This is a genomic window from Pseudomonas sp. BN411 (assembly GCF_029871235.1).
In the GTDB taxonomy this organism is placed as follows: Bacteria; Pseudomonadota; Gammaproteobacteria; order Pseudomonadales; family Pseudomonadaceae; genus Metapseudomonas.
The window spans coordinates 1-14,901 of record NZ_SSOM01000025.1 but is presented as its reverse complement, the minus strand read 5'-3'; the positions used below and the strand labels follow the sequence as shown (position 1 = coordinate 14,901).

At 64.0% G+C, this 14,901-nt stretch carries 11 protein-coding genes and 1 rRNA gene; 3 read left to right on the top strand and 9 right to left on the bottom strand.

Annotation, left to right across the window (positions count from 1 at the left end):
* Positions 1 to 164: 164 nt before the first annotated feature.
* The 5 genes from E8F06_RS02040 to E8F06_RS02020 form a co-directional block, all read right to left on the bottom strand.
* A complete protein-coding gene (locus tag E8F06_RS02040) occupies positions 165 to 2,489 on the bottom strand; it encodes a DUF6160 family protein (protein ID WP_280363671.1) in 2,325 nt (774 codons plus the stop codon).
* A 10-nt stretch (positions 2,490 to 2,499) separates the two neighbouring features.
* The gene (locus E8F06_RS02035) at positions 2,500 to 3,108 is read right to left on the bottom strand and encodes a DUF6160 family protein (RefSeq protein WP_280363668.1); all 609 of its coding nucleotides are present in this window, start codon (positions 3,106 to 3,108) and stop codon (positions 2,500 to 2,502) included.
* Complete coding sequence (locus tag E8F06_RS02030) at positions 3,098 to 4,126, bottom strand: hypothetical protein (protein ID WP_280363666.1); 1,029 nt, start codon at positions 4,124 to 4,126, stop codon at positions 3,098 to 3,100. The genes E8F06_RS02035 and E8F06_RS02030 overlap by 11 nt, the downstream gene beginning before the upstream one ends.
* Before the next feature lie 2 nt (positions 4,127 to 4,128).
* Entirely contained in the window at positions 4,129 to 5,175 is a 1,047-nt protein-coding gene (locus E8F06_RS02025) for a DUF6160 family protein (protein ID WP_280363664.1), read from the bottom strand.
* A gap of 174 nt (positions 5,176 to 5,349) precedes the next feature.
* Entirely contained in the window at positions 5,350 to 5,958 is a 609-nt protein-coding gene (locus E8F06_RS02020) for a hypothetical protein (protein ID WP_280363661.1), read from the bottom strand.
* A 236-nt stretch (positions 5,959 to 6,194) separates the two neighbouring features.
* Between E8F06_RS02020 and mksB the strand changes: the two genes are divergently transcribed.
* Genes mksB through mksF form a run of 3 tightly spaced genes read left to right on the top strand, consistent with a single transcriptional unit; the run spans position 6,195 to position 10,995 of the window.
* A complete protein-coding gene (gene mksB, locus E8F06_RS02015; RefSeq protein WP_280363659.1) occupies positions 6,195 to 7,454 on the top strand; it encodes an Mks condensin complex protein MksB in 1,260 nt (419 codons plus the stop codon).
* Positions 7,454 to 8,164, top strand: coding sequence for an Mks condensin complex protein MksE (gene mksE, locus E8F06_RS02010; protein ID WP_280363657.1), 711 nt, complete (start codon positions 7,454 to 7,456; stop codon positions 8,162 to 8,164). The genes mksB and mksE overlap by 1 nt, the downstream gene beginning before the upstream one ends.
* Positions 8,161 to 10,995, top strand: a complete 2,835-nt coding sequence (gene mksF / locus E8F06_RS02005; protein WP_280363654.1) for an Mks condensin complex protein MksF — start codon at positions 8,161 to 8,163, stop codon at positions 10,993 to 10,995. Before mksE ends, mksF begins: the two co-directional genes overlap by 4 nt.
* A 56-nt stretch (positions 10,996 to 11,051) precedes the next feature.
* On the opposite strand, the gene E8F06_RS02000 is transcribed toward mksF, so the two are convergent.
* From E8F06_RS02000 to rrf, 4 genes are all read right to left on the bottom strand, one after another.
* Positions 11,052 to 13,343: an MlaD family protein gene (locus tag E8F06_RS02000; RefSeq protein WP_280363652.1), complete on the bottom strand. Its 2,292-nt coding sequence runs from the start codon at positions 13,341 to 13,343 to the stop codon at positions 11,052 to 11,054.
* Complete coding sequence (locus E8F06_RS01995; protein WP_280363651.1) at positions 13,336 to 13,959, bottom strand: paraquat-inducible protein A; 624 nt, start codon at positions 13,957 to 13,959, stop codon at positions 13,336 to 13,338. Before E8F06_RS01995 ends, E8F06_RS02000 begins: the two co-directional genes overlap by 8 nt.
* Positions 13,946 to 14,608 carry a paraquat-inducible protein A gene (locus E8F06_RS01990; protein ID WP_280363648.1) on the bottom strand — a complete coding sequence of 221 codons (663 nt, stop codon included), beginning with the start codon at positions 14,606 to 14,608 and terminating at the stop codon, positions 13,946 to 13,948. Before E8F06_RS01990 ends, E8F06_RS01995 begins: the two co-directional genes overlap by 14 nt.
* 168 nt (positions 14,609 to 14,776) lie before the next feature.
* Positions 14,777 to 14,892: ribosomal RNA gene (gene rrf, locus E8F06_RS01985) — 5S ribosomal RNA — on the bottom strand.
* Positions 14,893 to 14,901: the final 9 nt, after the last annotated feature.

Below are 14,901 nucleotides of genomic sequence, written 5' to 3'. Positions count from 1 at the left end.
GCGAATGAATTCGCCCCCACAAGAAAAGATCCGCTCCCGGAAATCCTGGTGGGGGCGACTTTAGTCGCTGAGGGGCCGTAGCGGCCCCACGACAGCCACAGGCCGAACCTTCGGTCCGGTCAGCGAATGAATTCGCCCCCACAGAAAAGGCGGCGCCATCCCCCTCAATTGATCGGCGTGGCCGTCAGGTTGGCGCTGATATCGGCGTTCTGCACCTTGATGCCGTACATGGACGTAACCGCGCCGCCGGTGGGGTGGACGTGTTGCAGGCGGTCAACGTTGATTTCCTTGAAGTGGATGCGGCCGTTGACCGCGAAACCCAGCGGGTCGGGGGTGACGGGGGTGCAGCTGCCGCCGTTCTTGTTGCAGACCTTGGTGGGCGCCACGTCCAGGTTGAGGTCGGCGTTGAAGCCGTAGGTGTTGGCGTTGGGGTCGCTGGGGTTGCCGTCGGAGGTGTAGAAGTTATCCACAACCAGCTGGCTGCCACTGCCAGCGGCGCCATTGACGCGGTTGGTTTCCCAGACGACCTGGTTGCGCTTCTCGTCGGTGGCCACGCCATTGGTGGTGCTTTCGATGGCGGTGTCGCGGACGAAGACGTTCTTCAGCTTCACCGAGACGCCTTCATTACCCCGGTCTTCCCAGCGGCCGCCGCTGGCCGAGCAGGCGCCAGCGTTGGTGCCGCTGCCGCCCACGCAGAGTGCGCCAGCACCGCCGGAGCTGAGCGCCAGCGTGGAGCCCAGCTCATAGCGTTTCAGCACCAGCCGGCCGAGACTGGTGCCGGTGGCGCGGTCGCCCCAGCGCAGGTCGCTGACTTCCAGCTTCGACCAGTAGGTGCCCTTGCGCAGCTCCACGCCGTTGTTGCTTACGTCCACCGAGCCATCACGGAAGTGTATGTCGTAGGTCGTGCCCGCCAGCCACAGGCCCTTGCCGGTCTCGTCGACCGAGATCGCGGCGCGGGCATCGCTGAAGACGAAATCGGCGTTGTAGCGCACACCGTCGCCGCTGCTGCCCCCCGGCAACAGAGTGATCTGGCCGTTCAGGGTGAAGTCGTAGGCGGGGAAGATTTCCATCAGCACCAGCAGCTCGGTGCCGCCCTGTAGCGGCGCGTTGGCCGACCCCACGCGCAGTCCGTCGAAGCTGTAGCCGCCCTTGATGTTGGAAAGCCCCAGGCGCAGGCCGTCGAAATGGCCGTTGTAGCTGCCCTTGCTCATGTCGCCCTGGGTGCCTGCATAGCAACCAGCGCTGGCCCCACCGGCGCAGCTCTTGGTCAGGTCCAGGGTGATCTGGCCGGTGCCATTGGTGCGCAGGCCGCTGAACCACATGCTGTTGCCGTTATCGGTGAGGGAAACCGAGCTGTTGGCCATGTTCCAGCTGACATCGGCAGTCAGGCCCTTGGCCCCGGAGTTGGGGTCGCCGCCCGGGCGCAGCTTGAGCCAGTTCTGCTTGGCGCCGTCGTCGGCGAAGTTGAGGTCGATGGCCAGGCTGCCGAGTTTCTGGTTGGTCGGGTTGCCAATGATCAGGCCGCCCAGGGTGGCGTTGAGCTTGAGGTCCTGGAACGCCACCTGTGCATAACTGCCACCCGCGTCCTGGGCCAGGTCGACGGTCAGGCCGCCAAGGCTGCGCAGGGTGCCGGAGAAGTTCTCGGCGCGCAGGATGCCTTCGTCCTGGTACTGGAACAGGCTGCTGCCGATATTCAGGTCCGGACGAATGCGGATGCCTTCGCCGCTGGCGCCCCCACTGGCGACGCTGAGACTGCCGCCCAGACGCAGATCCATGCTCAATTTGCCGAAGCTGCGGCTGGCGTTGGGATCGCGCAGGTCCGGCGCGGAGGGCGTCACGGGCGAGGCGGTGGGGTCGCCATGGGCGAGGTCAAGGCTGATGCCGCCGATGGTGCCGATGAAACGGGCGTCGCCGAGGTTGAGCTTGACCTCCTTGCCGCTGCCTCCGCTGACGATGTCGAGGTAGGCGCTGTCCAGGTAGGTATCGAAGGAGAGCCCTTTGACGACGAGGTCGTAACCATTGTCGCGGTAGTAGAAGGTCACGTTGGTGAGAGACAGCCGGCTGTCGTCCACCGCAATCCCGCTGACGCCGCTGGCCCCGCCGCCCTTGAGCTTCAGGGTGGCGCCCAGGGTATAGAAGGCGCGGAACGAGCCGAAGCTCTTGCTGCTGCCATCCATCTCGATGTTGTTCACCGCCAGCACCTGGGGGCTGGCGCTGTGCTGGACCTGCAACTGGCCGTCCTGCACGTCGAGGGTTGTCTGGGACGTGCTGGTGGAGCCGCTGGCGGCACGGTTGCTCACGTCGCGCAGGTTCAGGCTGCGGCCGTCCTGGGTGTAGCTGATGTTGCTGGCCGACCAGCCCTGGCTGGAGGTTTCCAGGTTGATGCCGCCCTGGCCGCTGACCGCCGCCATGGACGAGTCGTCCAGGGCCTCCATGGCCTGGACCTGGGAGGCGAGGAGCATGCCGAACAGCAAGGGGGCTGGGCGCATGATCGGTTCCTCAGTTCTTCGGGAAGACCAGCACGCTGCCTTGCATGCGGATGCTGCCGTCGATCTTCGCCGAGAAGATATTGGTCTGCTGGTAACTGGCATTGCCGCCATTGGCGACGGTGCCGGATTTGTTCTGCCAGCCGCCCTGGTTGGCCACGCCGAAGGCGAAGCTGCCGTTCTTGAAGCGCACCTCGTTGGGTAGGCCGAGCGCCAGCACATCCTGGTTGAAGACCGCGCCATCGCCGCCGAAGCCGCTGTTGATGAGGCGGGTATTCAGGGTCAGGCCTTCGAAACTGAAGATGCCCTTGAGGTTGTCCAGCACGTACCAACCGCCGTTGGCCTCGGAGCGAATGGCGATGCGCAAGCCGCAGCTTTCCGGGCTGCCGGCGCCGGCGATGGCGCAACTGCGTTCATTGGCTTTCCAGGTGGTTGGGTCATTGGACGCCGGCGTGTTCCAGAGCACGCCGCCGTTCTTGTTGATGCTGAATTCACCGGAAAGGTACACCCCGCCCTGCCCGCTCATCTGGCTCAGGTCGGCGTCCTCCAGCGCCTTCAATTCGGCTTGCGCCGGCATCGGCAGCGCCAGCAGCACAGCAAGGTAGAACGCCCTAGAGATCATGGCTGGTCACCTTCAGGTAGTTGATGCTGAGGCCCTGGATGGCGTTGTAGCCGAAGTTGTAGCCGCCGCTGGCGGCGCTGCCACTGCCGGCCTGGAGGCTGTTGATAACAATGTTGGTGCGCGGCGCATTGGCGTAGAAGTCGGCGGCCAGTGCGTCCTTCTGCGCCTGGGTGGTACCCGACGCGGTGGGGTTGGGCAGTTCCAGCACGAACTGGCCGTTGCTGCTCACGTCGAACAGCAATGGCTGGGTCTTGCCGTAGCCGAGGGAGATGTTGGCGTAAGCGTTGTTGAGGAAGATGGTGCGGTCACGCTGCTCGGTGGCGGTGGTGCAGCCCGTGGTACCGGCCGCGCAGCTCATGATCTGCAGGCTCTTGGTGAAGATGTTGATGCGCGCTTCGCCCACCATCTGGCTGCGGCCACTGTCGCCCCACAGGCGCAGGTAGGAGCCATCCATCGCCAGCTCCGCGAAGTCCAGATTGAGGATATCGGTGCGTCCGGCAGCGACCTGGAAGTCGAAGCGAATCCCCAGGTCCACCTTTTCGCTGGCACGGCTGGAGCAGTTGTTGCCGGCTGCCGCGAAGCCAGAGATGCAGGCCTGGCCGGCGACGCCCGTGAGGCGCTCGGGGAACATGAACTCAAGGACGGTGATGTTGCTCGGCGTGGTCTGCACCCACTGCCCGTCGTCCCGCAGGGTGCGCATGTCTTCGCCCTTGGCCAGGTTGAGAGCGAAGGGATGATCGAGCCGGCCGATGGTCACGGGGCTCAGATTCGCGCCTTTGTTGCTTCCGGCGGCACCGAGGTAGAACTCCTTCACCGCGATCGGGACGTTCTGCTTGGCGGCGTTGGTGATGTCGTTGATGGTGATGGTGGCGTTGTTGGCATCCAGCAGCACCTGGTCCAGCACGAAGCCGATGCCCGCCCCATCCACGCTGGACAACTCATCGTCGTCCAGCGCCTTGAGTTCGGCCTGTGCGGTGGCGGCAGCCAGTGACAGCAGGATCACCGCGGCTCGGGTCATCCTCAGCACCCCGCGGTGGCCGAGCCCAGGCAGGTGTCCTGGCGCGGAATGCCGTTGAACGCCTGCTCGAAGTCGATGTTGATCGGCGACACCAGGTTGCCGTTGGCGTCCCGGTACTTGGGCATGTTCATGAAGGCGCCCTTGAGGGCGGTCATGAAGGCGTTCTGGTCCATGTCCTTCCAGGCCAGGTCCTGGGTCTGGAAGGAGATGAAGAAGCCCTTCGCGGCGCCGTCCATGGTGTTCATGTTGGAAATGTTGCCCACCGGCAGCGACTTGAAGTCGGCGAGCGGGAAGCAGGTGGACAGGGAGAGGATGCCGCAGCCGCTGGACTTGAACAGGCCCAGCAGGGCATCGGAGAGGCCGCCGAGGTTGCAGCCGCTGACGCAGCTCAACGCCGCGCCGTTTGGCATGCCGGCCAGGCCGCCGCGCACCGGGTCGACATCACCGCCGGCGTTCACCAGCGTCGCGTCCCCCTGCAGCTTGGTGCTGCCGGTGATGCCCGCCAGTCCCAGCAGGAAACGGTCCCAACCCGACGCCTTGTCAATGATGGGTTGGGCGGTGCCGGTGATGTGTACCGGAATGTTCCCGGTCAGACTCTGGATATCCCCGGACAACACACCCTTGGCCTCACCGAAACCGATGCGCACGCCCACCACCTTGTTGCCGGAGTAGGCCAGCTCGACGAAGGGGTCGGCGATACGGAAGGGATTGACCGAACCATCGGCGTTCACGGTGCCGAGGGCGAAGTTGTTGATCAGGATGTCGGACGAGCCGGCGACCTCCCCCGCCCGGGTAACGGCGTCATCGTACTGGCCGAGCTGGAGCTTCTTCATGTTCAGCTGGGTATCGACCTTCACCCCGAAGTTGACGCGGGTGTAGTTGATTCCGGCATTGGCATCGGTGGTCAGGTTGATGAAGGCCTGCCCGGTGATGTTGGACAGTTCGCTGTCGGGCAGCTCTTCCATGCGCGCCTGGGCAATGGACGCGGACAACAGCCCGGCCACGAATACGGCCTTGAGCTTCCAGGCAAGCAACGATCTCGAACGCATGGCGACTTCCCTGATTGTTCTTGTATGGGCAAGCGACGAAGACTCGTCCCCTTTCTAGCCACTATAGGGAGCGCGAAAGGGAAGCGTCCCGACCCATAGTCGAGTTGAAGGCGCCTGTCAGGCAGTCGGCGACGGGCAGCTGTTACCCATCGCAACAAAGGGGTAACGCCGAGGTCAGCCCTGGCGGAACAGGCCGATCAGGTGGTCGGCGATGGCGCCCTTGATGTTCGAAATCTCCAGCCGGGAATTGCGTCCCATGCGGCTCGTATCGATGCGATGCAGATGCAGCGACGGCATGCGCGCCTCGTACTCGCGCAGGTCACCCTTGGCGAGCACCGGCAGAAACTGCTGACCACGATTCTGGTAACGCTGGATCAGCATTTTCAGGCCGTCCTGGAAGGGCAGCTCGTGGGAGGGGCTGAGGCGGTGCTCGCCGGGAATCTTCAGGTAGAGGCCGGTCGAGCCCAACACTTCACCGGGCAGGATATGGATGCCGGTGGGCAGCACTGCGTCGGCCGGGATGTCGTGGAAGGTGTCGTACCAGGCCATCTCGTCGGGGAGGATGGTGATGCTGCCGTGCTCTTCCTCAGGCACCACGAAGCTGTAGCGGCTGTAGAGCTTTTCCACGTAGCCGGAATACACGCACAGGCGGTTCTCGAAGTGCAGCAGGAAGTCGATGGCCTCTTGCCGGTTGGTGATGGCGTCGAGGTCCCAGTCCAGGTCGGTCTGGCGTTCCAGCTCGGCCCAGCGGGCGTCGGCGAGCAGTGCGGATTCGGGGCTCATGGTTCCTGCGGTCGTACAACGGTCACGCTCCTAACGCAGAAAACATGCCAGCCAATTCAAGCACTTGGACAGGGGTTACAAGCCTGTTCGGCGCAATTGATAGCACGATGCCAGTCGAAAACTGCCCAAAATTGTCAGTCCGAGACGGGTGTCGCTCCTCTGATCGGTTGAAGCTCAATCGCCACCGACAACCTGAAGTACAATCGCCTCTTTTTTCAGCGAACCCCGGCCAATCGATGATCGATCCCAAGCGCGTACTGCGCGCCCTAGCCGAACACTGGACGTTGCTCGAGCCGCTCTGCGAGCGCTTCGATGCCGGTACCCTGAGCCTGGTGGAGCTGCGTGTGCAGCTCGCCGGCCAGTTGCCGGAGGGCACGCCCACCGACATCACCGCCCTGCTCGACCTCTGGGTGCGCCTGGACATCCTGGTGCCCGTGGCCAAGAGCCCGAACCGCTTCGAGCTGAACGCGCAAATCCACGACTTCCTCGCCTACCTGCGGCGCGAACACCGCCTCGGCCTGTGCCTGGAGATCGAAGCCTACCTGCGCCACCTGGAACGCCTTGCCGGCTACATCCAGGAAGCCTTCGAGATCCGCGACGGCAACGACCTGGCGCGCCAGCTGCGCCTGCTCGACATGCGCGTGCGCGACGTACTGAAGAAGCTCGACAACGACGAGCAGGCGCTGGTGGCCGTGGCCGATCGCGCCAAGACCAGCGACCGGCAGATTCCCCTGCGCCAGCGCTACGCCGAAGTGCTGGCCACCTGGGACGAGTACGTCGAGCCAATGATCCAGCTGGTGGCCGCCGACGGTGCCTTTGAACAGGGCGTACGCCGCGTTGAGCAGGTGCTGCTGCGCCTGCTGGGCGAACAACAGCGCCTCGGCCAACTGGTGGACGACGACCTGCTGCTGCGCACCCACGCGCGCATCCTGGAGATGCAGACCAGCGCCCAGCTGACCCTGCGCAAGGCCCGCGAACTGCTGCTGCCGCTGCGTGAAGAGGCCCGCCGGCACAACGCCGTGACCCGTGGCGCCGCGCTGGCACTGTCGGTGATCCGCAAGAAGGGCCTGGACGCCGTGCCCCAGGCTGCGATGCCGCTGTTCACCCGCCCGCAGACCACCTTCCTTGGCAGCGGCTCCCAGGTGGAGGCGTACGTTTACGCCCTGGCGCGCTTCCAGCCCAAGCCGGCGCACTTCCCGAAATCCGGCGGCCCGCGCAAGGCCACAGCGCCGCGTTCGCCGAAGACCGCGCGGGAAATGCTCGACCGTTGCGAGCAGGCCCTGCCGCTGCCGGACCTGATGGTCTGGCTGCTGGAACAGGAGCCCGAAGGCGCCACCGACGAACTCCTCTACTGGTTCTCGCGTCTGTCCCGCGATGCGCGCTTCTCGCGCGATCGCCTGGAGCGCCGTGACTACCTGACCGCCGAGCACCAGGTCAGCCTGAGCTCCTATGCCCTGATCAAGAGCCCCACCGCCGCGGCCGAGAAGACTTCCTGATGAATATCGACCTGAAAGAAATGACCCAGCTCGCGCCCATCTTCCGCGAGCTGTTCAAGGGCTATCACCTCTCCCGCAGCGAGCCGGAGTGCTATGCCCAGCTGTCCACCATGCAGGACCAGTACCGCGCCCTGTTCAAGGGCCTCGGCTTCGAGCTGGTGTGCGATCCGCGTGGCTTCTACTACTTCGTCCCGGAGCAGATGGGCGCCCAGGTGAATAAGACCGCCCAGCGTCTGGCGCTGTTCACCTTCATCCTGGTGGAGCACCTGGCCGACCAGGGCCGCGACCCCCTTTCCGTGCTCGACGGCGGCAGCATCGGCCGCGACGAGCTTCCGGCGCTGCTGGAGAAGTACCGCGACCTGTTCATGCAGGCCGAGGTGACAACCCATGAAGAGCTGGAAGAGAAGGTCATCCGCCGCCTCACCCAACTGGGCTTTGCCGAGGACAGCAACGGCGTGTACCGCTTCCTGCCGCCGATGCACCGCTTCCTGGACGTTTGCCTGGCGGTGCAGCACGACCGCGACCTGGCCGCCAGCCTGCACAGCACTGACCTGGAGCTGCGCGCTCCGGTGCTGATGGATGACGACAGCGGCGACGCCATCATTCCCATCGACGAGCCCGAAGCTGTCGATGCTCCCGCCGAGTCCGAAGAAGACGCCCTGGCCCGCGCCATGGCCGAAGAACGCGCCGCCCAGGAGGAAGACGCATGAGCCAGGAACGCTACGGCATCCGCCGCTTCGCCCTGCTGAACACCGCTGGTTACAGCCTCGGCCTGTTCCCGCTGGAAACCCCGCTGTCGATCTACGGCGCCAACAACCTGGGTAAATCGGCGTCGATCAACGCGCTGCAGTTCCCGATCCTGGCGCGGATGTCGGACATGAGCTTCGGCAAGTACAGCCTGGAGCAGTCGCGCAAGTTCTACTTCGCCACCGACACCAGCTACATCCTCGTCGAAGTCTCCCTGCCCCACGGCCCCCATGTGATCGGCGTCGCCGGTCGCGGCCCGGGTGGTGGCTTCGGCCACCAGTTCTTCGCCTATCGCGGCGAGCTGGACCTGGATCACTACCAGCGTGACGGCACCTGCCTGCGCCAGCGCGAGCTGTTCAACAACCTCGAGCGCGAAGGCATCAAGGCCTACGAGCTCAAGCCCGATGAGCTGCGCCGCCTGCTGGTGGGTGGTCACACCTCCATCCCGCTGGACCTGACGCTGATCCCGCTGCGTTCTACCAGCGAACAGAGCCTGAAGACCTTCCGCTCGCTGTTCATCAACCTGCTGCACATGCGCGAGATCACCGCGGCCAAGCTCAAGCAGCTGTTCCTCGATGCCTTCGAGCACAGCCTGCGTTCGGGCAGCGTGGACTACATCGCCGCCTGCGAAGAAGCCTTCCGCGACGTACGCCGCATGGAGCAGGACTACCAGGCGCTGGTGGCCGCCGGTCCGCTGGTGGAAGCCCTGGCCAATGGCGTGACCCAGCGCGAAATATTGCGTGGCAAGCTGCATCGCATTTCGCCGCTGCTGGATTCCCTGCTGGGCACCTGGCAGGACTACTCCGGCGCCCGTCGCGAGGAGCTGGTGATCCAGGCCGAGCACTATCGTGGCGAGCAGGACGGCCTGCAGAACGAGCAGCGTGGCGGCACCCAGGAAATGATGCGCCTGGAGCGCGCCATCACCGAAAACCAGCGCTGGTTGGGCGAACTGGCGGTGCTGAAGAACCGTTTCGCGCTGGTGGATGACGCCAAGGTGCTGGAGCAGCAGCTGCTCGCCGCCAAGGACGCCCACGACGAACTGGCCGGCGCCCTGGCGCAGTCCCGCCAGTTCTCCGCCGAGGATCTGGACGAGCGCCTGCGTGACCTGGAAAAACGCCTGAAGGCGGTCAAGCAGCAGCTCGACCACGCCGACAACAACAGCTACTCCCGTCTGCGCGAGGAGTTCTCCCAGGCTGACGTGGATCGCCTGATGCGCCTGTTCAATGGCCAGCTGTTCAGCCTGCCGCTGGGCGAGAAAGGTATCCAGCTGGACGACGGCGAAGCCTGGGTGAAAACCCTGGAAACCGTGCTTGATCAGTTCAAGGGCAGCCAGTTCGAAGTGCCGGGGCTGTCCATCGACCTGTCCCACATCGAACCGCCGGCCCTGCAGGCCCTGGCTGACCGCGCCGCCCTGCGCGACCAGAAGGACCGCCTGGAGCGCGAGCTGAAGCAGCTCAAGACCCAGCAGTCCGTGGCCGCCGACCGCGCCGCGAGCAAGGCCCAGGCCGAGAAGTTGTACCAGGACGTGCTCGACGCCCAGAAAGCCCTGGAAGACTTCCGCAAGAGCCAGACCCTGTCCGCCGAAGAACCGGCCAAGCTGGAAGAGCTGGCGCAGCTGGAAGCCACCCAGGACGAACTCAAGCGTTCCGCCGACGCCTTCACCGAACGCGTCCAGCAACTCTCCGCCAAGTTGCAGCTGGTGGGTCGCCAGCTCGCCGACCTGGAAGCCAAGGAACGTACCCTGGAAGACGCCCTGCGCCGCCGCCAGCTGCTGCCCGCCGACCTACCCTTCGGCAAGCCGTTCATGGACCCGGTGGATGACAGCCTGGACAACCTGCTGCCGCTGCTCAATGACTACCAGGACACCTGGCAGGCACTGCAGCGCATCGACGGCCAGATCGAGGCGCTCTACGCCCAGGTACGCCTGAAAGGCGTGGCCAAGTTCGACAGCGAGGACGATGCCGAGCGCCGCCTGCAACTGCTGATCAACGCCTACGCGCACCGCCAGGACGAGGCACTGACCCTGGCCAAGGCACGTCGCGCGGCGGTCACCGACATCGCCCGGACCCTGCGCAATATCCGCAGCGACTACGACAACCTGGAACACCAGCTGGCCCTGTTCAACCGCGAGATCAACAAACGCCAGGTATCCAACCTCGCGAGCTTCCGTATCGTCCTCGCGCCGAACAAGGAAGCCCTGCGCCACATTGACCAGATCATCCACAGTGCCGGCCAGTACGAGGAAGGCGAGACCCTGTCGGTCTTCGACCTGACCAACTCCAGCGACCAGGACGCGAAGAACGAGGAAGCCAAGGAGTACCTGGCACGCCTGGTGGCCGCCAACGGCAACCAGCTGGGCCTGAAGGACCTGTTCGAACTGGCCTTCGAGATCACCAAGGTGCACGGCCAACCGGTTATCCACACGGACATCGATGGCGCCGCCTCCAACGGCACCACCATGACCATCAAGGCGCTGACCAACATGTACCTGCTGCTGCACCTGATGGACCGCGAGCAGGCCGGTCGCATCCGCCTCCCCTACTACCTGGACGAGGCGGCGGACATCGACGAGCGCAACCAGCAGGCGCTGATCGAGACCAGCCAGCAGTTGGGCTTTACGCCGATCCTCGCGTCGGTGAAGCCGCAGGTGTCGGCCAACGTCGCGATCGACCTGGAAGGCGGCAGCGGTCCGAACGGCATCTACATCGACGAGGCGGACTGGAAGTTCATCAAGCGTCGTGAGGTGGCCAAGACCACCCAGGACGCGACGGACGAGGCGGCAGAACCCGCCTGATTCCTTCGCTGAAAACAGAAAGGGCCGCATAAGCGGCCCTTTCTTTTACGGGGTGGTCATTTCGCCAGGGGAATCTTCGGTGCCCAGGTCAGCCATTCATCCTCGGCATCGTCATGCAACGCGAAGGTCTGGCCGTTGAGCGCGGCATTGCCCATCTGCGCTTCGTTTGGCGTGGCGAAGGAAATCCCGCCTTCCACCATGGATTCCAGGGACTCGGTGCGCACCTTCACGCCCTTGAACAGGCTGGCATCCACGCCGACCCCGCTGGTGTGCCAGAAGCGGCTGCCGCTGTGCACCAGGGCCGCGTAGCGCGGTTCGATCAGCACGTGGATGAAGACGCGGTCTGCGGTCTTGCCCAGCTCATAGGACAGCACCTTGCCCACCGGCACCTCGCGGTAGCTGACGATCACACCCGGCTTGATAGAGCCACGGCGCGGCGCGCTGAGGGTGATACGCAGGCCCTCCTGGCGCGCGAGTGCATCCGGCGCTTCCGGCAACGCCGTGAAGCGGGTCTGCGAGGCACCTGGCTTGGGCGATGGCAGTACTTCCAGGTACTGGCCGCTGACCAGCGTCTCCAGGTTGGCCGTGCGCAGCAGGCCGAGCTCCGGACGCACGATCCAGAACTGGGTGCCGGCGCGGGCGATGCGATCGGCAGCCTGAGTCAGGCGCGCCTTGAGCGTCACACCGGAAAGGTCGTTGTTCAGGGTCACGGTCTCCACTTCGCCGATGTCGATGCCCTTGAAGCGGATCGGCGTGCCTTCCTTGACGCCCTCGGCCTGGGGAACAGCGATCTCGATCAGCGTGCCTTTGACGATGGCCTGAGCCTCGTCGTCGTACAGCGTGAAGCGACGCGGACGGGTCACCGGCTTGGCCTTCGGATCCGGCGTAGTGAAGGTGATACCGCCCGCCAGCAGAGTTTGCAGCGACTCGCTCTTCACCTCGACGCCTGACAGGCCGCCCTTGAGGGTAATGCCGCTGGAATTCCAGAAGCGGGTGGATTCATTCACCAGCTTGGAGAACTCAGGCTCGATATGGACACCGATGACCACGCGCTGCTGGTCGCGGGAGAGCTGGTAGCTCTGCACGCTACCCACACGCAGCTGGCGGAACAGGATCGGGCTGCCCACTTCCAGGGACCCGAGGCGGTCACTGGTGAGCACCAGGTGCAGGCCGGGCGCATCAGTGTTCAGCGGAGGTGCCTTGGGGCGTACCTTGAATTCGCGGGTAGGCGTTCCTTCCTTGGCGAAGCGCACGGCAATGTAGTTGCCCTTCACCAATGCCTCGATACCGGTGATGCCCGCCAGCGAGATGGACGGCTTCACGGTCCAGAACTCGGTGCCTTCCACCAGGTAATCTTCGGTACGCGGCTCCATGGTCAGTTCAGCGGTGGCGCCGGTGAAGTCCTTGTCCATGTCCAGCTTCTTCAGGGTGCCGACCTGCACGCCGTTGTACATCACCGGAGTACTGCCCGGGCTGAGGCCGCTGACATCGTCCATCCGCAGCAACACGCGCAGGCCGGCCTCGGCGGCTTCGAAACCGTCATATAGGCGGAACGGGATGCTGGGATCGGTGGGCGGGCTGTCCTGGCGATGCTCCGGGGTAGCGAAAGCAATACCGCCAGCCATGATGCTGAACAGGGATTCGGTGCGTATCTTCACCCCGGACAAGCCGGCGGTGACATTGAGACCGCTGGCATTCCAGAAACGCGTGTGCTTGCGCACCAGATGCGCATAGGGCTGGTCGATGTGCACCTTGATTTCGACGGTGCGCTGGTCTTCAGCCAACCGGTAACTCTTCACCTGGCCGACCTGGATCTGCCGGTAATAGACCGGACTGCCCTGCTCAAGGGAACCCAGGCGCTCGGCCTTCAATGTAAGGTGCAGGCCCGGTAGGGAATCGGAGAGTGGCGGTGGTTCGGCCAGCGCGGTGTACTTGCGCATCGGCTCGCCTTTCACCGGGTCGATGGCGATGTAGATACCGGAAACCAGTGTTTCCAGACCGGTAACCCCCGCCAGGGAAACGCGTGGGCGCACCAGCCAGAAGCGGGTTTCCTTGCTGAGGTAGGGCTCAGCCTCCTTCATCACTTCGACGGTGGCGATCACCCCCTTGATGTCCTGACTGACATGCAGGTCGACCACCTTGCCCACCTGGATGCCCTTGTACATCAGCTGGGTCTTGCCGACCTGGATGCCGTCACCATTTTCGAAGCGGATCTGGATCTCGATACCTGCTTCGCTCATGGCCTTCCAGGCTAGCCATAGGCCGATGAGCAGCGCCACCAGCGGTAGCACCCAGATGGCGGACCAGCTCGTGGTTTTGCGGGTTTTGGGCGTTGGCAACTCAGGCATTCTCGTCGTCCATATCGGTGTTGTCCCAGATCAGCCTGGGGTCGAAGGTCACTGCCGCAATCATGGTGATCACCACGACGCTGGCAAAGGCAGCGGCACCCAGGTTCGCTTCGATGCTCGCCAGGTTGCCGAAGTTCACCAGCGCCACGAGGATGGCGATGACGAAGATATCCAGCATGGACCAGCGGCCGATCCATTCAATGAAGCGGTACATCAGGATGCGCTGACGCGGCGACATGGGTAGCCGCCGCTGTACTGAGTAAAGCAGTAGTGCAATGCCAACCAGTTTGAAAGTCGGCACCAGGATGCTGGCAACGAATACCACCAGCGCGATGGGAACCATCTCGGCATGAATCAGTTCGAGCACGCCGCCCATGATGGTGGACGGCGAGCCGTTGCCGAAGAAGTTCACCGTCATGATCGGCAGCAGGTTGGCCGGTATGTAGAGGATGGTGGCGGTGATCAGCAACGCCCAGGTGCGAACGATGCTGTCCGGGCGGCGCGGGTGCAGGACAGCGCCACAACGGCTGCAGTGGCCGTGTTCGTCGTCGGATTCGGGGCGGTTCAGTTGATGGCATTCGTCGCAGACGATGATGCCGGCATCAATGGCGCGCATGGGCGTCTCCTTCTGCGTCCAGCGCATCCCAGACCTGGTGCGGCGACATGGTCACCTCCAGCCACACCTGGGCCAGCAGCAGGCCGATGAAGCAGACCAGACCGACACCCAGGTGCAGGTCGGCGAGGTCGATCAATTTGACGATGGAAACGAGGATGCCCATGAGGTAGACCTCGAGCATCCCCCACTCCTTGAGGTGGTGGTACAGGCGATAGAGCGTCACGCCCAGGCCACGCGCACGACGGGTGTTGATGCAGACCAGCACGACCAGCTGACACAGCAGCTTTATCAGGGGGATGATCATGCTGCACAGCAACACCAGCAAGGCGACACCTTCCATACCGGTGTTATAGAGGCCTACAACCCCTGTCCAGACGGTGTCGTGGGTGGTCTGCCCAAGCAGATTGAGCTTCATGATGGGCAGGAAGTTGGCTGGCACGAACAGCAGCAATGCGGTCAGCACCAAGGCCAGGGCGCGGCGCTCCATCTTGGAGCGGTGCACCACCAGCTCATAGCCACAGCGGGGGCAGCAAGCCTTTTGCTCTTCGCCAATGTCCGGGCGACGCATCAGCAGGTCGCACTCATGGCAAGCAATCAGATCATGCAGCGGTAGTTCGGATAACGGACGTTGTTCAGCCTGTTCAGGCATGGCAGCAAGGCTCTCAGGGTATCGCGGCTATTCTAGACGAGCGCACCGCAGGCGGTAGCGATTCAAGAGTTTCCGGGCGCTACCAACTTCACGACCCGGCTTGAATATTTCTTGCGCGCAAAGACAAACCCCCGACACGCCTGGGCGTATCGGGGGTTTGGGATAGAAGCTTGACGATGACCTACTCTCACATGGAGAAGCTCCACACTACCATCGGCGATGCGTCGTTTCACTGCTGAGTTCGGGATGGGATCAGGTGGTTCCAACGCTCTATGGTCGTCAAGCAATTCGGT